This is a genomic window from Pantoea sp. SGAir0180, assembly GCF_043546245.1.
Map to the genome: position 1 here is coordinate 3,084,436 of NZ_CP028071.1, position 19,016 is coordinate 3,103,451.

The following is a 19,016-nucleotide window of genomic DNA, read 5'->3' on the forward strand; positions in this document are numbered from 1 at the left end:
GTTTACCCTTTTTTAACCTGCTTGCTGGACGGATTAAAAAACCCTTCCAGCACCACCAACGCCGCACCGATACAGATGCCGCAGTCAGCGATATTAAATGTAGCAAAGTGCCAGTTACCGATATAGAAATCGATAAAATCCACCACGAAGCCATGATACGCACGATCAAACAGATTACCGACAGCGCCGCCGATAATGAGCGCATAAGCACTGTTGGCGATCTTCTGTTGAGCGCTGTTGCGATACATCATCACCAGCAGCGACACCACAATCGCCAGCGCAATACCGGCGAAGAACCAGCGCTGCCAGCCGCCTTTATCCGCGAGGAAACTGAACGCCGCGCCGTAATTGTGCGCGTAAAACAGGTTAAGGAACGGCATCAGCGGCTGCGTTTCATGCAGCATCATGTTGTTCATTACCCACTGCTTGCTGACAAAATCAACAACGATAACAACCAGCACCAGCCACAGCCAGCGCAATCCGGTGGAGAAAACAGGTCTACTCATCAGGCAAACTTACGCTCTTCACCGTTTCCGGCTACGTTAGTGTAACAGCGACCGCACACCGCAGCGTGCTCAGGGTTCTGACCGACGTCAGTAGTGTAGTGCCAGCAGCGCGGACATTTCTCGCCTTCGGCTTTGTGCAGGCCGATTTTCAGACCTTTTACCAGTTCACTTTGCTGCGCATCAGCGTTAGCCTGAGCGTAGTCGGCAACCTCAGCACCGGAGGTCAGCAGCACAAAGCGCAGCTCATCACCCAGCGCCTTCAGCTTCGCCGCCAGCTCGGCATCAGCATACAGCGTGACAGAGGCTTCCAGCGCGCCACCAATGCGTTTATCGCTACGTGCCTGCTCAATCACCTTGTTCACTTCACCGCGCACTTTAAGCAGTTCAGCCCAGTACGCATCGTTCAGCGCTTCGTTTTCAGGCAGACCAAACAGGCCGGTGTACCACTCTTCAGTGAACACATACTTCGCGCGCTCGCCCGGCAAATAGCCCCAGATCTCATCAGCTGTGAAAGACATGATCGGCGCCATCCAGCGCACCAGCGCTTCCACAATGTGCCACAGCGCAGACTGACAGCTACGGCGCGCCAGGCTGTCACCTTTCGCGGTGTACTGACGGTCTTTGATGATATCCAGATAGAAGGAGCCCATCTCAATGGAGCAGAACTGCATCAGGCGCTGAATCACTTCGTGAAAATCGTAGTGCTCGTAGGAAGCCACGATATCCGCCTGCGCCGCCTGCGCACGTCCTACCGCCCAGCAATCGACCACCACCATCTCTTCGGGTTTAACCAGATCGTTGGCCGGATTAAAGCCGCTCAGGTTCGCTAACAGGAAACGCGCCGTGTTACGGATACGACGATAGGCATCGGCAGAGCGCTTCAGGATTTCGTCAGAAACGGCCATTTCGCCCGAGTAATCGGTCGAAGCAACCCACAGGCGCAGAATGTCTGCCCCGAGCTTATCCATCACATCCTGCGGCGCAACGGTATTACCAATGGATTTGGACATCTTGCGGCCCTGACCATCAACGGTAAAGCCATGCGTCAGCACCTGACGATAAGGCGCTTTGCCTTTCATCGCTGTCGAGATCATGAGCGAGGACATAAACCAGCCACGGTGCTGATCCGATCCTTCCAGATACATATCCGGCGTATTACCGCCAAATTCCGGGCGCGCATCCACGACGGAATAGCTGGTCGATCCTGAATCGAACCAGACGTCCAGCGTATCCGGCACCTTCACATAGTTGTCGGCATCATCGCCCATCAGATCGCGGGGATCGAGATCCCACCATGCCTGAATACCGTCCTGCTCAACGCGCTGCGCCACTTTTTCCATCAACGACAGGGTGTCCGGGTGCAGTTCTTCGGTCTCTTTATGGACGAACAGCGCCATTGGGACGCCCCAGGTACGCTGACGGGAAATACACCAGTCAGGACGGTTGGCGACCATGGATTCAATACGCGCCTGGCCCCAGTCCGGGATCCACTGAACGCCTTTAATCTCTTTCAGGGACTGCGCGCGCAGGCCTTTCTGATCCATGCTGATAAACCACTGCGGGGTAGCACGGAAGATGATCGGGGTTTTATGGCGCCAGCAGTGCGGGTAGCTGTGCAGCAGTTTTTCAACATGCAGCAACGCGCCCTTCTCTTTCAGCAGTTCAACGATCAACTCGTTAGCTTTAAAGACGTTAATGCCGTCAAGCCCGGGATAGGTACCGGGCAGGTAGGCGCCATCAGGCCCAACCGGATTCGCCGTTTCCAGACCGTATTTCTGACCGATCACATAGTCATCCGGACCGTGACCCGGTGCTGTGTGAACCGCACCGGTACCGGCATCCAGCGTCACGTGATCGCCCAGAACCACCTTCGACTGGATCTGCGCCAGGAAAGGGTGCTGGAACAGTTGAAGCTCCAGTGCTGCGCCCTGGCAGGTGCCCAGCACAGTCCAGTGGCTGACGCCCGCGCGTTTCATGACGCTCTCAACCAGATCCTTCGCCAGGATTAGGCTGCGGCCCTCAATCTGCAACAGCTGATAGTCAAATTCGGGGTGCAGAGAGATGCCGCGGTTAGCAGGCATGGTCCACGGCGTGGTTGTCCAGATGACCAGCGAAACGGGGCCTTCTGAGGCCGTTACTCCAAATGCCGCACGCACGGCATCCGCATCCACGGCATTAAACATGACATCGATGGAGGGCGACGTTTTGTCATAATACTCAACTTCCGCTTCCGCCAGCGCAGAGCGGCAATCCATGCACCAGTGCACCGGCTTGGCGCCTTTGTGCAGGTGGCCATTACCGATGATTTTGCCCAGCGCACGAATGATATTCGCTTCGGTCGTGAAATCCATCGTCAGGTAAGGACGATCCCAGTCGCCCAGCACGCCCAGACGAATAAAGTCGGCTTTCTGTCCTTCAACCTGTTCGGCCGCGTATTTACGGCAGGCTTCGCGGAATTCGGCGGCGGTGACTTTCTCGCCCGGCTTACCGATCATCTGCTCAACTTTGTGCTCGATAGGCAAACCGTGACAGTCCCAGCCCGGCACATACGGTGAATCGTAGCCCGCCATGCCTTTCGACTTGACGATAATGTCTTTCAGAATCTTGTTAACAGAGTGACCAATATGAATGCTGCCGTTCGCATAAGGAGGGCCATCATGCAGGATAAAGGTTTTTTTCCCTTTTTTGGCTTCGCGGATGATGCCGTAAAGATTGTCATCATACCAACGCTGCAGCATTCCCGGTTCGCGTTTGGCCAGATCGCCACGCATGGGGAACCCCGTTTCCGGCAAATTCAGGGTAGATTTATAGTCACTCATCAGATTCTCGATTCCGTTTTTTGCTCAGGTTACAGGCCAAAAAATTGTCGGGCCGTTACCGTGTCTTTCGCAATTTGCTCTTTCAACGCGTCCAGTGAAGCAAAGCGCTGCTCGTTTCGTATTTTCTGCTTCAATACCACATCAATGTGGCGACCATAGAGATCCATATTGATGTCCAACAGGTGAACTTCAAGCTGTTGGCGTAAACCTTTTACTGTCGGGCGCGTGCCAATGTTGGCGACGCCGGGCAGGGGGTTCGGCCCCAGGCCCTCGACTTCTACCGCATACACGCCTTTGACCGGCGAGACGCAGCGGCGTAAAGGGAGATTGGCAGTAGGGAATCCCAGCGTGCGTCCCAGTGCATCACCGTGCACCACGCGCCCTGAGATACTGAAAGGATGGCCCAACAGCGACTGCGCCAGCGCCAGATTGTCCTCAGCCAGCGCCTGACGCACCGCCGTGCTGCTGATGCGTTTACCGCCGTCGCAAAACGTTTCTGTGCTGACGACGTCGAAACCGTATTCTACTCCGGCTTTCTGTAATAGCAGGAAATCCCCCTGCCGACCAGCGCCAAAGCGGAAATCATCCCCAACGGCCAGGTAGTTCACGCCCAGTTTGCTCACCAGCAATTCGCTAATAAAACTTTGCGCCGAGAGTGCGGCGAAGCGATGGTCGAACCGCACGCACAGCACATAATCCACGCCGATTTCTGCCAGGTACCTGAGTTTTTCGCGCAGGCGGGTCAGTCTGGCAGGGGCATTGCCACCGGCAAACAGCTCCAGCGGCTGAGGTTCAAACACCATCACCATGACCGGCAATTGACGTTTCCGGCCTTCTTCCATCAACCGCCCCATCAGCGCCTGATGGCCGCGGTGCACACCATCGAAATTACCAATGGTCAGAACGCAGCCGTGATGCTGCGCATTAAGATTATGAATACCGCGGATAAACTTCATGGCTGACTCAAACCGGTGGAAATCGGCGGATTATACCCTCGAAAGCCGCCGAGGTTAACCCGTGAACACGCCTTTCATGCGTAACAGGCCGTATTTACCGGCACGCAGAGCCACAAAGAGAATTTTGTTGCGAAATACTGTATTCAGGACACAGAAGCTGGTAGAATCTTGCGCCATCAAATACGTAACCGAGTGTCGTGCAGGTTATCACTTGTGAACGACGCTTATTTGCACAAATCCATTGACAACAGAAGGTCCAAAAGGCATAGTCCTCGGCCTTTGATTTGTCTCTATCGAACATATTTGGGAGTTGGACCTTGGCTAATATCAAATCAGCTAAGAAACGTGCCGTAACATCTGAGAAACGTCGCAAGCATAACGCAAGCCGTCGCTCTATGATGCGTACCTTCGTTAAGAAAGTATACGCGGCGATCGCTTCAGGCGACAAAGCTGCTGCGCAGAATGCATTTAATGAAATGCAACCAATCGTGGACCGTCAGGCTGCTAAAGGTCTGATCCACAAAAACAAAGCTGCACGTTATAAAGCAAACCTGACTGCACAGATCAACAAACTGGCTTAATCGCCTTTTGTTTATCGCTTTGTTGAAAGAACCGGCTCTGAGCCGGTTTTTTTATGTCTGCGATTCACCGCTGACCTTCCTCTTTCCCGCTTCCTTGCCGGACAGCCCGCGCAGATGGCGAACCGCTTCAAAGCTCGCCTTTCTGTGACAACGGATAGCCCATGGACGACGGGAAAACGCTATCAGGCATAAGCGGTAGGTGCCCATAATTCAGCCTGTGCCGTCCCGATCCGATATCTGCCCTTTTCGCGTTATCCCCGTACGCAAAAAGGTAATCTGTTATGTTCGCCCTGGCTGCATAACCGCGTCGGGGAAGGCAAAAGGAGGCTTACGCCTCCTTTCGTTTAACGCAGTTTATATCGCAATAACGTGTAACCCAGTACGGCCGAGAGCAGTGAACCGCTCAGAATCCCCAGCTTCGAGAATGTCACCAGCTGTTCATGAGCCGCATCAAAAGCCAGCGAGCTGATAAAGATCGACATCGTAAAACCAATGCCGCACAGCACGCCAATCGCCATGATATCGCGCAACGTCGTGCCATTGGGCAGCACCGCCAGCCTCAGCGTCACCGCCAGCCAACAGAACAGGGTAATCCCCAATGGCTTACCGATCAGCAGGCCAAGGATGATGCCCAGCGGCTCGGGTGACAGCACATCGCCAAAGGTAATCCCCGTCAGGGAAATCCCGGCGTTGGCGAAGGCAAACAGCGGCAGAATCAGCCAGTTCACCCAGGGCATCAAGCCATGCGCCAGATGTTCAGCCGGCGAGTGACCGTCTTTCTCTTCCAGCGGGACAAAGAAGCCGACGACGACGCCCGCAAGCGTTGCATGGACGCCGGACTTCAGTACCGCAGTCCACAGCACCAGCCCAACCAGCATATAAACGGCGATATTACGCACGTTACACCGGTTCAGGATGGCCAGCACGACAATGGCTCCTACCGCCACGCTGAGGGACGTGACTGAGAGATCGCTGGTATAGAACAGCGCGATAATGATAATCGCCCCCAGGTCATCGATAATTGCCAGCGCCATCAAAAAAACTTTCAGGGCCGTCGGGACACGGCTGCCCAGCAGGGCCAGCACGCCCAGCGCAAAAGCGATATCCGTCGCGGTGGGAATGGCCCAGCCATTGCGGGCGATCTCATCCCCGTGATTAAACAGTAAAAACAGGATGGCAGGCGCCGCCATTCCCCCTAAGGCGGCAATAACCGGGAAGACGGCCCGATCGCGGCTGGCCAGTTCACCCGAGATGAGTTCACGCTTCACCTCCAGACCAATCAGCAGGAAGAACAGCGCCATCAGGGCGTCATTGATCCATAACAACAGGTTTTTGCTGATATCCAGCTCACCGAAGCGAATCTGCACCGGTGTCTCCAGCAGCGCCTGGTAGCCCTGAGCGGTGGACGCACTGTTCGCGAGAACCATCGCCACCACGGCAGCCAGAATTAACACCATACCGTTGCTGGCATCACTCTCAATAAAACTTTTAATTAAATGCCTGATACGACGAGGTTTTGACAAAATGCACTCCTCCTGAGCGGAAAACACAATGCTGAGCAGTGTAACGATTCACTGAACCTGATAAAAAGCTAATTTATCCGCTTTTACGTAATGTCGACATTTTGGCGACAGCAAAGAGAAGAAGGAAAGCAGGCAAGAGAAGGCAGGGCCCTAAGTAACGGCGTACCTCCGCCCTGGTGCTGGCATAAAAAAAGCGGAGAATGTCCTCTCCGCTTTAGTGACATACGTCCGTGCGATTAACGGGTTAAATCGTCAAAAAACTTTTTCACGCCGTCAAAGAAGCTTTTGGAACGCGGGCTGTTGTGCTCGCCGCTGGGTCCACCAAAGCTCTCTTCCAGTTCACGCAGCAGCGCTTTTTGCTTGTCATTCAGACTGACTGGGGTTTCCACCACGACACGGCACAGCAGGTCACCTACCGCACCACCGCGCACCGATTTCACACCGCGACCGCGCATGCGGAACAGCTTACCGGTCTGAGTCTCTGCCGGTACCTTCAGCTTCACGCGTCCGTCCAGGGTAGGCACTTCAATCTCACCGCCCAGCGCCGCCATGGCAAAGTTGATCGGCACTTCGCAGTAGAGGTTGTTCTCTTCACGTTCAAAGATTGGGTGTTTTTTCACCGTCACCTGAACGTACAGATCGCCCGCGGGTGCGCCCTGCTCACCGGCTTCACCTTCACCGCTCAACCGAATACGGTCACCCGTGTCGACGCCCGCCGGAATTTTCACCGACAGCGTTTTGGATTTCTCGACGCGGCCATGACCATGACAGGCGTTGCACGGATCTTTGATCACCGAACCCCGGCCATGACAGGTTGGACAGGCCTGCTGCACGGTGAAGAAGCCCTGGCGCATTTGCACCTGGCCTGCGCCATGACAGGTTGAACAGGTTTGCGGTTTGGTCCCCGCTTTGGCACCGCTGCCGTGGCAGACATCGCACTCTTCTAACGTCGGAATACGGATCTCTTTGGTCACGCCGCGAACCGCTTCTTCCAGCGTCAGCTCCATGTTGTAGCGCAAATCTGAACCACGGGCTGCGCGCTGACGGCGGCCACCACCAAAGATGTCACCGAAAACGTCGCCAAAGATATCGCTGAAATCTGCACCGCCGCCGCCAAAGCCGCCGCCGAATCCACCTCCGCCCATACCGCCTTGTTCAAAGGCGGCATGACCGTACTGATCGTAGGCCGCGCGCTTCTGGGCGTCCGTTAAGATTTCGTAGGCTTCTTTTGCTTCTTTAAACTTGGTTTCGGCGTCTTTATCGCCTGGATTACGGTCCGGGTGATATTTCATCGCCAGGCGTTTGTACGCCTTTTTGATTTCACGCTCGTCTGCAGATTTGGCGACGCCTAAAATCTCGTAGTAATCACTCTTCGCCATTTATTTAGCCCTTAACATGATCGCACGGGCGTGGAGAAAACTCCTACGCCCGTGCTGGTTTCAACGGCTGTCAGGGCAACCGTCGCGCCCGGTCAGGGGCAATTATTTCTTATTGTCTTTTACTTCTTCGAATTCAGCATCGACCACATCGTCATCTTTCTTCGCTGACGCATCGTGGGCATCCGCTGCACCCGCCTGAGACTGCTGTGCGGCTTCCATCAGTTTGCTGGAAACTTCCATCAGCGCCTGCATTTTGGCATCGATCTCTGCTTTATCTTCGCCTTTCAGCGCCGTTTCCAGCGCGCTCAGCGCCGCTTCGATTGGGGCTTTGTCATCCGCTGACAGTTTGTCGCCCGCTTCATCCAGCTGCTTACGTGTGCTGTGAGCGATCTGGTCACCCTGGTTGCGGGTCTGCACCAGCTCTTCGAACTTACGGTCAGATTCCGCGTTCGCTTCAGCATCACGCACCATTTTCGCAATCTCGTCCTCGTTCAGGCCGGAAGACGCTTTAATGGTGATCTTCTGCTCTTTACCGCTGTTTTTGTCCTTCGCTGATACGTGCAGGATACCATCCGCATCGATGTCGAAGGTCACTTCGATCTGCGGCATACCGCGTGGCGCAGGCTGAATGCCGTCCAGGTTAAACTGGCCCAGTGACTTGTTGTCGCTGGCACGCTTACGCTCACCCTGCAGCACGTGAATCGTTACCGCAGACTGGTTGTCTTCTGCCGTCGAGAACACCTGGCTGTGCTTGGTTGGGATGGTGGTGTTCTTGCTGATCAGCGAAGTCATCACGCCGCCCATGGTTTCGATACCCAGTGACAGCGGAGTCACGTCCAGCAGCAGAACGTCTTTCACGTCGCCACCTAACACACCGCCCTGTACCGCAGCACCGACCGCCACCGCTTCATCCGGGTTCACGTCTTTACGTGGCTCTTTGCCAAAGAACTCAGTCACTTTAGCCTGAACCAGTGGCATACGTGTCTGACCACCCACCAGGATAACGTCGTTGATGTCCGAAACGGACAGGCCCGCATCCTGCAGTGCGACTTTCAGCGGCTCGATAGAGCGCGCAACCAGATCTTCAACTAACGACTCCAGTTTAGAACGAGTCACTTTGATGTTCAGGTGCTTAGGACCGGTAGCATCCGCCGTAATGTACGGCAGGTTAACATCGGTCTGCTGCGCAGAAGACAGCTCGATCTTGGCTTTCTCGGCGGCTTCTTTCAGACGCTGCATCGCCAGTGGATCGTTGTGCAGATCGATGCCCTGGTCTTTCTTAAATTCTGCCACCAGGTAGTTGATCAGGCGGCTGTCGAAGTCTTCACCACCCAGGTGCGTATCACCGTTGGTTGCCAGAACTTCGAAGGTTTTTTCGCCATCAACGTCGTCGATTTCGATGATAGAGATATCGAAGGTACCGCCACCCAGGTCATAAACTGCGATGGTGCGGTTGCCCTGGCCTTTATCCAGGCCGTACGCCAGCGCTGCTGCCGTCGGTTCGTTGATGATACGTTTGACTTCCAGACCTGCGATACGGCCAGCATCTTTGGTTGCCTGACGCTGAGCATCGTTGAAGTAAGCCGGAACGGTGATAACCGCTTCAGTTACGGGCTCACCCAGGAAATCTTCAGCCGTTTTCTTCATTTTTTTCAGCACTTCCGCAGAAATCTGCGGCGGTGCCATTTTCTGGCCTTTCACTTCCAGCCATGCGTCGCCGTTATCAGCACCCACAATTTTGTAAGGCATGATTTTGATATCACGCTGTACTTCTTCGTCCTGGAAGCGACGGCCAATCAGACGCTTGATCGCAAACAGGGTATTCTGCGGGTTGGTCACAGCCTGACGTTTAGCCGGTTGTCCGACCAGAGTTTCACCATCCTGTGTGTAAGCGATGATCGAAGGCGTGGTGCGATCGCCTTCGGCGTTCTCAAGCACACGCGCTTTGGTGCCGTCCATGACCGCAACACAAGAGTTGGTTGTACCCAGGTCAATACCAATAATCTTACCCATCTAAACATCTCCCACTTAAATTCGTTGCCAGTTTGGGTTGTGAACCTTTTATGTGGGCAGGTTGATGACATTCAACCCGACCTCACATGCTTTTTTTTCCAACGTCCACAACGCTCGATGACAAGTAAATGGGGTCGCTTAGAAGCGCATCAAGGGTGAAATGAAAAAAAATTTTCAACGGCCGCTCAGGCTGCCTTAACCAAGATAATAAACTGACGCGCTCCCTGACGAGAGTGCGGCAAAATGCCGCCTCGAAACAGTCCACGTTTCGGTTCTGTTCATCCATACAATGGGCAGTCCGGGTACGGTACGCTTTTATCTGGCGCAGGGCGCGGCGGCGAGCATCAGACTGCACGCCGCGACTGGCAAAGAAAAAGAAAGCGCGGAGCCGGGCTCCGCGTACAGGGTTCAGGCCTGATTGATGCCTTCACTCAGGCAAGGCTCGTGGCTGATATCCTGTCTCAGCCAGACGCTGACGATCAGTCCCACCAGCGCCAGCGCCATGGCATACCAGCCAGGCGCCAGGGGAGACACATTCATTAGCAATGTTACGCAAATCGGCGTCAGCCCGCCAAACACCGCATAGGAAAGGTTGTAGGAAAAAGACAGGCCGGTGAAGCGAACCTCGGCGGGGAACGCGCGCACCATGACAAAGGGCACAATCCCGACAACACCCACGCTAAGACCTGCCAGCCCGTAAAGCAAAAACAGGTAATCGGGATGCTGCGGTGCCAGCGAATAGAACAGCCCGCTGCACAGTGCGAGCAATACGCTTCCTGTGCTTAATGTCCGGCTGGTACCGAAGCGGTCCACCAGCAGTCCGGATACGATACAGCCCACACACAGCATAATAATCGCAATGCTGTTGGCTTTTAAGGTCAGCGCCGGCGCCATTCCATGCTGTTTCTGCAACCAGAGCGGTGCCATCAAAATCACCACAACGATACAGGCCGACAGCATCCAGGTCAGCAGAATTGAAATCGCTACCGATTTTCGATGTTTCATGACCACGGTTTTCAGCGGCAGTTCCTGCGCCAGCGTTTTGCGCTGCTGCATCTCCACGAAAACCGGCGTTTCATGCAGCCAGCGGCGTAAATACATGGCGCCTAAGCCAAACGCCCCGCCCAGAAAGAAAGGAATGCGCCAGCCGCCATCGTGAATCGCCTGTTGCGTCAACGTTGTATTAATTAAGGTTGCCACCACCGATCCCAACAGGATGCCAATCGTCAGTCCGGCGGTCAGCGTGCCGCAGGCGATACCAATGCGTTTGTAAGGCACATGCTCCGCCACAAACACCCATGCACCAGGCACTTCACCACCGATAGCCGCCCCCTGCAGCATGCGCAGAAGCAGCATCAACAGCGGCGCGGCAAGACCAATCGACGACCAGGTGGGCAACGCGCCCATTGCCAGGGTGGGTAAGGCCATCAGCAATATGCTCAGGCTGAACATTTTTTTACGGCCCACTTTGTCGCCAAAGTGCGCCATGATGATGCCACCAAGCGGACGCGCCAGATAACCCGCGGCAAAAATGGCGAACGTCTGTAACTGACGAAGCCAGTCGGGGATATCGGCGGGAAAGAAGAGTTCACCGATAACGGCGGCGAAAAAAACGAAGATGATAAAGTCGTAAAATTCCAGCGCGCCACCCAGCGCAGCCAGTGCCAGCGTTTTATAGTCCTGAGGTTTCAGGCGCGGCGTCTCAAGTGTGGTCATAGGCGTCCAGAGATAAAGAGAACGGTTGTAAAGCTGTGCTTACTATACCGTCAATTTATCACCACACCAGCCAGGCTGTAGCTTATTCCTGAAAAGCAGAATATTTAGTTATTTATCTCACGTATAGCGCTTTTTGGGCGAAAAGCTGCTACGCATTCCGCGTGGGTTTCGACATAAGGTCCGTCGAGCAACTGTAAACAATAAGGTACAGCTGCAAAAATTCCTGGGACCAGGACGTTGCCCTGCGCGTCTTTCAGCCCCTCCAGCGTTTCTTTAATGGATTTCGGCTGACCGGGCAGGTTAAGGATCAGGGATTGTTTACGAATCACGCCCACCTGGCGCGATAGAATCGCGGTCGGCACAAACTTCAGGCTGATTTGCCGCATCTGCTCGCCAAATCCTGGCATCTCGCGATCGGCCACCGCTAACGTCGCATCCGGCGTCACATCACGACGTGCCGGACCGGTTCCACCGGTGGTCAGCACCAGATGACAGAAGCGTTCGTCCACCAGCTCGCAAATGGCCTGCTCAATCATGGGCTGCTCATCCGGGACCAGTCGCGTTTCCAGTTCAAAAGGCGTGCTGATCGCACCGCTCAGCCAGGCTTCCAGAGCCGGAATGCCCTGATCCTGATAAATGCCGTTCGCTGCGCGATCGGAAACCGAGATCAATCCGATACGTAATGTGTTCATGATGTTGTTCGCTGTGGTTTACCGCAGTGCGGTGATAAGGAAAGGACGTAGTGAAAAGAATAACAAACCGTGACGGAAAGGGAAAACCGTGGCGACGGTGCCGCCACGGTGAACGATTACAGCATTTCTGCCAGCATCTTCTCAAGTTTGCCCTGGTCGATGGCAAAGTTGCGGATACCTTCCGCCAGCTTGGTCACCGCCATCGGATCCTGGTTGTGCTGCCACAGGAACTCTGACTCGGTCATTTTCTCCGGACGCGCTTTCACTTCACCGCTGTAGCTCAGCTTACGCTCCAGCGAGCCCTCGCTTTCAGCCAGCTCCTTCAGCAGCGCAGGTGAAATGGTCAGACGGTCACAGCCAGCCAGCTCAATGATTTCACCGACGTTACGGAAGCTTGCCCCCATAACCACCGTTTCATAACCGTGTTGCTTGTAGTAGTTATAGATTTCAGAGACGGATACCACGCCTGGATCTTCGTGTGGCGCGTACTCTTTTTTGTCGGTGTTCGCTTTGTACCAGTCGAGGATACGGCCTACAAAAGGCGAAATCAGATACACGCCCGCTTCCGCACAGGCACGCGCCTGGGCGAAGGAGAACAGCAGCGTCAGGTTACAGTTGATGCCTTCTTTTTCCAGCTGTTCTGCTGCACGAATACCCTGCCAGGTTGACGCCAGTTTGATCAGGATACGATCGTTGCTGATACCGGCATCGTTATAGAGTTTGATCAGGCTGCGTGCCTTGGCAATGCTGGCTTCTGTGTCGTAAGAAAGACGCGCATCCACTTCGGTCGAAATGCGGCCCGGGACCAGTTTAAGGATTTCCAGACCAATGTTTACGGCCAGTTTGTCAGAGACCAGTTGCAGTTGTTGCTCTTTATCGTTGCTCTGCTGACGTGCCCACGCGATCGCTTCATCAATCAGTTTACGGTATTCAGGGATTTGAGCAGCGTTAAGAATCAGAGAAGGGTTGGTGGTGGCATCCTGGGGTTGATACAGCTTCATCGCTGCGATATCACCGGTGTCGGCCACTACGGTGGTCAGTTGACGCAGGGAGGTCAGTTTGTCCGTCATGTTCTTTTCTCTTAGTTAACTGTCAGGGTGATAAAAGGCTGTTGGGATAATATCACGCGGCAACGGCGGTGCAAGGTCGGGGAATGCCGTTTACGATAGCGCGAACGAATGGGAGTGATTTGCCGATCCTTGCGGCTTTTTTGCTACACTCGCAGCAACAATGACTGGCTCTCCCCTTTCTGAAAGGGACTTACTGAGGACGCGACGATGTTGATGGTGATCTCGCCCGCCAAAACGCTGGATTATGAAAGCCCCCTGGCCACGCAGCACTTTACCCAACCTGCCCTGTTAGAAAAGTCACAACAGTTGATTCAGATTGCGCGTACGCTGTCGCCTGCGCAGATCGCGTCATTAATGAGTATCAGCGATAAACTGGCCCATCTGAACGCCGAACGTTTCAACAGCTGGCATCCCGACTTCAGCCTGGATAATGCCCGTCAGGCTATTCTGGCGTTCAAAGGCGATGTCTACACCGGTTTGCAGGCTGAAACCTTTAGCGAACACGATTTCGACTTTGCGCAGCAACATCTGCGGATGCTGTCGGGCTTATACGGTTTACTGCGTCCGCTGGATCTGATGCAGCCGTATCGCCTGGAGATGGGCATCAAGCTGGCGAATCCGGCAGGCCAGGATCTTTACAGCTTCTGGGGCGACCTGCTCACTGAAAAACTGAATGAAGCCCTTGCCCGCCAGGGCGATGACGTGTTGATTAATCTGGCGTCAGACGAATACTTCAAAGCGATCAAACCGAAAAAACTGCAGGCGCGCCTGATCAAGCCGGTGTTTCTGGATGAGAAAAACGGCAAGTATAAAGTCATCAGTTTCTATGCGAAGAAGGCCCGGGGATTGATGAGCCGCTTTATTATTCAGCAGCGCCTGACCCAACCTGAGCAGTTAACCCGGTTTGACCTTGAGGGTTATCGGTTTGCAGCAGAGGAAAGCAGAGACAACGAACTGGTGTTTAAACGCGCCGAACAGTAAACCTGCCCGACGCGCGACTGAATGCAGGAAGGTGGCACGAGCCACCTTTCTTTTATTTCAGCAAAAAGGCACGCAGTGAGGCAAAATCTGCCTTCATGGTATGCGACAGCAACGGCAGATCGGCACGCTCTGCCAGTTCAGTCGGCAGCGCCAGCTTCTGCTCCAGAATACTTTCCACGCTCTCCAGGAACTTCGCCGGGTGCGCCGTGCCAAGGAATAAGCCGTACTCGCCGTCCTGTAACTGGTCACGCAGCAAGCGCCAGGCAATCGCCGCGTGCGGCTCTGATACGTAACCCAGTTTCGCCAGATCACGCATCGCTTCGCGCGTCACCGCGTCGGATACCGCGCCGTAGGCTAAATCACTCAGGCGCCAGGTTTTGCGACGGAACAGCTCCTCAACGCGCGGCCAGTTATTCGGCTGGCTCACATCCATGGCGTTCGACAATGTCGCGACGGTCGCGTTAGGCTGCCATTCGCCGTTGCCAAGAAAGCGTGGCACCGTGTCATTGGCATTCGTTGCCGCAATAAACCGCTTGATCGGCAGCCCAAGTGACTTCGCCAGCAGACCTGCCGTCAAATCACCAAAGTTGCCACTTGGTACAGAGACGACCAGTTGATTACGTTTTTCCTGCGGCAGCTGCGCGACGGCTTCAAAGTAATAACAAATCTGCGCCAGCAGACGGCTGATATTAATGGAGTTGGCTGAGTTCAGGCCGATAGCTTTCTTCAGTTCCTGATCATCAAAGGCCTGTTTGACCAATGCCTGGCAGGCATCAAAATCGCCGTCAATCGCAATGGTTTCGATGTTGCCGCCCAGCGTACAGAACAATTTCTCCTGCAACGGGCTGATTTTGCCCTGCGGATACAGGATCACGACGCGCACATTTTCCATGCCGTAAAACGCATGGGCGACGGCGGCACCGGTATCGCCAGAGGTTGCCGTCAGAATCGTGATCTGCTCATCTGAACCACTTACATAGGACAGCATCTGCGCCATAAAACGGCCGCCAAAGTCTTTGAACGCCAGGGTTGGGCCGTGGAACAGTTCAAGACAGGCGACATCATCGGTCACCGCTTTGATCGGTGCCGGAAAGGTAAAGGCCGTTTTCAGGCGTTCGGTCAGATGCGCCGCCGGCACTTCGTCGCCAATATAGGCAGAGAGGATTTTGCTGCTGCGTGTAACAAAATCCATCTCCAGCATGGCATCGATGTCGGTCAGTTCAAATTCAGGCAGCTCAAGCGGGAAAAACAGCCCTTGCTGTGAACCCAGACCTTGTTTCACCGCCTGGGCGAAGCTGACCTGCTCGTTATGATCCTTAAGATTGTAGAGTTTCATGCGTTATCCCAGTTTACGTGCGCCAGCCGTATCAAGACGGCAGATATGGACGAAGCCTTCATCGTTCTGCAGATAGTGCTGGCTCAGCCAGTCGGCCATCTGCTGTGCCGTTTCCATCTGGTTGCAAATGGCAAAGAGCGTGGGGCCAGAGCCCGAAATACCGCAGGCCAGCGCCCCGATATCCTGAGCAGCTTGACGTGCCTGGGCAAAGCCCGGTAACAGCTGAGTCCGGTACGGCTCAGCAATCACATCCTGCATCAGTTTAGCCGCCAGCGCGGGTTGGCGCGTATGGCAGGCGTGAATGAATCCGGCCAGCAGTCGGCCGTGCTTGATGCAGTCCTGCTTCGCGTACTGCGCCGGTAAAATCGCCCGCGCCTCCGCTGTTGACACTTTGATGCCCGGATAGGCCATCACCCACAGCCAGTCGTCAAAGCCTGGCACCGCCTGGGTAATGATCCCATTTTCCTCGATCATCAGTTGAATACCGCCAAGGAAGCACGGCGCGACATTATCGTAATGTACGCTACCGGAAATGCGCCCTTCCAGCTCCCCCATTAACGTCAGGAGCTGGTTGTCATCCAGCGGTTTGCCACAAAATTCGTTCATGGCCATCAGACCCGCAACCACGGAACAGGCGCTGGAGCCCAGCCCCGAGCCTATAGGCATGTTTTTTTCCAGCGTGATCGCCACCGGCACGCTTTTGCCAATGGCTTCGCAGAACCGCTCCCAGCACTGATAAACGATATTCTCTTTAGGATCGCTGGGCAGTTTGCTGACAAAGCGGCCAGTATTGCTCAGGCTAAAGCTGTCGGCCGCCTCGACCGAGACGCAATCTCCCAGCAATGAACCATCCACTGGCGAGACCGCCGCGCCCAGCACATCAAAGCCCACGCTGACATTGCCTATTGAGGCCGGCGCATGAATTTTTACCATCATTACACTCCCAACTTCCACGACAGTGTGCGCAGCAGATCGGCGAACACGCCCGCTGCTGTCACGTCATTTCCTGCACCGTATCCGCGCAACACCAACGGAATGGGCTGATAATAGCGGCTGTAGAAAGCCAGTGCATTCTCACCGTTTTTCACTTTAAAAAGCGGATCGTTACTGTCTACTGCCTCGATCTTGACTTTGCACGCCCCGCCTTCTTCGATCACGCCGACCAGACGCAACACTTTGCCCGCCTCACGCGCCTGCGCCACTCGGGCGGCAATCGCCGCATCGACGTCGGGCAGTTGCTGCATAAACTGCTCGACATCGGCAATGGCGGTCAGGTGCGCTGGCAGCAACGGCTCAATCTCAATGTCGTGCATTTCGTGTTGATAGCCGGCTTCGCGGGCCAGAATGAGCAGCTTACGCGCGACGTCCGTGCCGGATAAATCGTCACGCGGATCCGGCTCAGTGAATCCCATTTCGCGCGCCATGCGCGTGGCCTCCGACAGCGAGACACCTTCATCCAGTTTGCCAAAAATATACGACAGCGATCCCGACAGAATACCGGAGAAGCGGATCAATTCATCGCCTGCATTCAGCAAATTTTGCAAATTTTCAATAACGGGCAAACCGGCGCCCACGTTAGTGTCGTACAGGAACTTACGGCGCGATCCGGCAGCGGCGGCGCGCATCTTTTGGTAATATTCCCATGACGCGGTATTCGCCTTTTTATTCGGCGTCACTACGTGGAAGCCCTCAGCCAGGAAATCCGCGTACTGGTCGGCCACCGCCTGACTTGATGTGCAGTCCACAATGACCGGATTGAGCAAATGATACTCTTTTACCAGACGAATTAAGCGTCCCAGATTGAACGGCTCTTTGGCCTGCTCCATCTCGCCTTTCCAGTTACTGAGATCAATACCGTGTACATTGGTTAACAGCGCACGGGAATTGGCGATACCGCATACGCGCAAGTCGATATGCTTCTGTTTGAGCCAGGCCTGCTGGCGATGCAACTGATCCAGCAGCGCGCCGCCCACACCGCCAACGCCCACCACGAAGACTTCAATCACCTGATCGGTGGCAAACAGCATCTGGTGCACCACGCGAACACCGGTGGTGGCGTCGTCATTGTTTACCACGACGGAAATTGATCGTTCAGACGAGCCCTGAGCAATCGCAATGATATTGATATTGGCCCGCGCCAGCGCAGAGAAGAACTTGGCTGAAATCCCGCGCAGGGTACGCATTCCGTCACCCACGACCGAGATCACCGCCAGATTTTCGATAACGTCCAGCGCATCCAGCAGACCATCTTTCAGTTCAAGATAGAATTCGTCCTCCAGCACGCGACGGGCGCGGGCCTGCTCGCTCTGAGGAACGCAGAAGCTGATGCTGTATTCAGACGAAGACTGGGTAATGAGCACCACAGAAATGCCGGTGCGCGACATGGTGGCAAAGACGCGGGCCGCCATGCCCACCATGCCTTTCATGCCCGGGCCGGAGACGTTAAACATCGCCATATTGTTCAGGTTGGTGATGCCTTTGACCGGATACTCATCCTGCTCGCCGTTGCCGCTAATCAGCGTACCTGGCGCCTGGGGATTGGCCGTGTTTTTGATCAGGCAAGGGATTTGAAACTGCGCGATAGGTGCGATAGTGCGAGGATGCAGAACTTTGGCCCCGAAATAGGACAGCTCCATTGCTTCCTGGTAAGACATGGATTTGAGCAGGCGCGCGTCCGGAACCTGGCGCGGATCGCAGGTATAAACCCCGTCCACATCGGTCCAGATCTCACAGCAATCGGCCCGCAGGCAGGCCGCCAGCACCGCCGCTGAATAGTCAGAACCGTTGCGGCCCAGCACCACCAGTTCACCCCGTTCGTTACCGGCGGTGAAACCAGCCATCAGGATCATGTTTTCTGTTGGGATCTGACTGGCTTCAATGCGGCGGGTTGACTCGGCGATATCCACGGTTGATTCCAGATAATGACCGATGGCCAGCAGTTTTTCGACCGGGTCGATCACGCTGACGCCATAGCCACGGGCTTCTAACAGCTTTTCCATAATGGCAATGGAGAGCTTCTCGCCCCGACAGATAATGGCCGCATTGACGCTGTCAGGGCACTGTCCTAACAGGCTGATGCCGTGCAGAACCTGTTTAAGTTGCGCAAATTCGCTGTCAACACGGCTTTTCAGCTCCTCATAGTCGAAACCGGGTTGTGCCTCGGCCAGCCCCTGCAGCAGTTCTGCGAAGATGCGCGTCGCATCACTCAAATTGGGCAACGCATCCTGACCGCTAATGGTTTTTTCAATCATCGCAACCAGGTGGTTGGTAATCTTTGCAGGTGCAGAAAGCACGGTAGCAACCTGTCCCTGTTGCGCATTACTTTCCAGAATATCGGCGACGCGCAGAAAACGCTCTGCATTGGCCACCGAGGTCCCACCGAATTTCAGCACTCGCATGATGTCAACTCTCCTGATTTTGAGTCAAAAAAAAACCCGCACTCGT

Annotated in this window: 14 protein-coding genes and 1 other annotated feature (1 of these 15 running past the window's edge); of the genes, 2 read left to right on the top strand and 12 right to left on the bottom strand. The window is 54.8% G+C overall.

Features of this window, described 5'->3' with window-relative positions; all coding sequences use genetic code 11:
- Positions 1 to 2: 2 nt before the first annotated feature.
- From lspA to ribF, 3 genes are read right to left on the bottom strand one after another with little or no spacing between them, the layout of a single operon-like run.
- A complete protein-coding gene (lspA, locus tag C1N58_RS14570) occupies positions 3 to 506 on the bottom strand; it encodes a signal peptidase II (protein ID WP_006117636.1) in 504 nt (167 codons plus the stop codon).
- Positions 506 to 3,325 (bottom strand): isoleucine--tRNA ligase, encoded by a 2,820-nt coding sequence (gene ileS, locus C1N58_RS14575; protein WP_394564272.1) that lies wholly within the window; start codon positions 3,323 to 3,325, stop codon positions 506 to 508. The genes lspA and ileS overlap by 1 nt, the downstream gene beginning before the upstream one ends.
- Positions 3,326 to 3,354: 29 nt before the next feature.
- Positions 3,355 to 4,281, bottom strand: a complete 927-nt coding sequence (ribF, locus tag C1N58_RS14580; RefSeq protein ID WP_394549910.1) for a bifunctional riboflavin kinase/FAD synthetase — start codon at positions 4,279 to 4,281, stop codon at positions 3,355 to 3,357.
- 317 nt (positions 4,282 to 4,598) lie between these two features.
- Here ribF and rpsT point away from each other — a divergent pair, with 317 nt between their 5' ends.
- Complete coding sequence (rpsT, locus tag C1N58_RS14585; RefSeq protein ID WP_006117633.1) at positions 4,599 to 4,862, top strand: 30S ribosomal protein S20; 264 nt, start codon at positions 4,599 to 4,601, stop codon at positions 4,860 to 4,862.
- Between the two features lie 344 nt (positions 4,863 to 5,206).
- Here rpsT and nhaA read toward each other — a convergent pair whose 3' ends face one another.
- The 6 genes from nhaA to tal all read right to left on the bottom strand — a co-directional run bounded on the left by nhaA (position 5,207) and on the right by tal (position 13,255).
- Complete coding sequence (gene nhaA, locus C1N58_RS14590) at positions 5,207 to 6,385, bottom strand: Na+/H+ antiporter NhaA (RefSeq protein ID WP_006117632.1); 1,179 nt, start codon at positions 6,383 to 6,385, stop codon at positions 5,207 to 5,209.
- Positions 6,386 to 6,621: 236 nt separating this feature from the next.
- Positions 6,622 to 7,764: a molecular chaperone DnaJ gene (gene dnaJ, locus C1N58_RS14595; protein ID WP_006117631.1), complete on the bottom strand. Its 1,143-nt coding sequence runs from the start codon at positions 7,762 to 7,764 to the stop codon at positions 6,622 to 6,624.
- Positions 7,765 to 7,866: 102 nt separating this feature from the next.
- On the bottom strand, positions 7,867 to 9,777 hold the full coding sequence (gene dnaK / locus C1N58_RS14600) for a molecular chaperone DnaK (protein WP_039338776.1): 1,911 nt from the start codon (positions 9,775 to 9,777) through the stop codon (positions 7,867 to 7,869).
- A 408-nt stretch (positions 9,778 to 10,185) separates the two neighbouring features.
- Positions 10,186 to 11,493: an MFS transporter gene (locus C1N58_RS14605; protein WP_394564273.1), complete on the bottom strand. Its 1,308-nt coding sequence runs from the start codon at positions 11,491 to 11,493 to the stop codon at positions 10,186 to 10,188.
- Positions 11,494 to 11,597: 104 nt separating this feature from the next.
- Entirely contained in the window at positions 11,598 to 12,185 is a 588-nt protein-coding gene (mog, locus tag C1N58_RS14610; protein ID WP_006117627.1) for a molybdopterin adenylyltransferase, read from the bottom strand.
- Positions 12,186 to 12,301: 116 nt separating this feature from the next.
- Positions 12,302 to 13,255, bottom strand: coding sequence for a transaldolase (tal, locus tag C1N58_RS14615; protein ID WP_006117626.1), 954 nt, complete (start codon positions 13,253 to 13,255; stop codon positions 12,302 to 12,304).
- A 207-nt stretch (positions 13,256 to 13,462) separates the two neighbouring features.
- Here tal and yaaA point away from each other — a divergent pair, with 207 nt between their 5' ends.
- Positions 13,463 to 14,236, top strand: coding sequence for a peroxide stress protein YaaA (gene yaaA / locus C1N58_RS14620; RefSeq protein ID WP_054634518.1), 774 nt, complete (start codon positions 13,463 to 13,465; stop codon positions 14,234 to 14,236).
- Positions 14,237 to 14,288: 52 nt separating this feature from the next.
- Here yaaA and thrC read toward each other — a convergent pair whose 3' ends face one another.
- The 3 genes from thrC to thrA are packed head-to-tail and all read right to left on the bottom strand — an operon-like array spanning position 14,289 to position 18,970.
- Positions 14,289 to 15,572: a threonine synthase gene (gene thrC, locus C1N58_RS14625; RefSeq protein WP_006117624.1), complete on the bottom strand. Its 1,284-nt coding sequence runs from the start codon at positions 15,570 to 15,572 to the stop codon at positions 14,289 to 14,291.
- A gap of 3 nt (positions 15,573 to 15,575) precedes the next feature.
- On the bottom strand, positions 15,576 to 16,505 hold the full coding sequence (gene thrB / locus C1N58_RS14630; protein ID WP_006117623.1) for a homoserine kinase: 930 nt from the start codon (positions 16,503 to 16,505) through the stop codon (positions 15,576 to 15,578).
- Between the two features lie 2 nt (positions 16,506 to 16,507).
- Complete coding sequence (gene thrA, locus C1N58_RS14635; RefSeq protein WP_205951269.1) at positions 16,508 to 18,970, bottom strand: bifunctional aspartate kinase/homoserine dehydrogenase I; 2,463 nt, start codon at positions 18,968 to 18,970, stop codon at positions 16,508 to 16,510.
- A 25-nt stretch (positions 18,971 to 18,995) separates the two neighbouring features.
- Positions 18,996 to 19,016 (bottom strand) — a sequence feature (Thr leader region) (it continues 99 nt past the right edge of the window).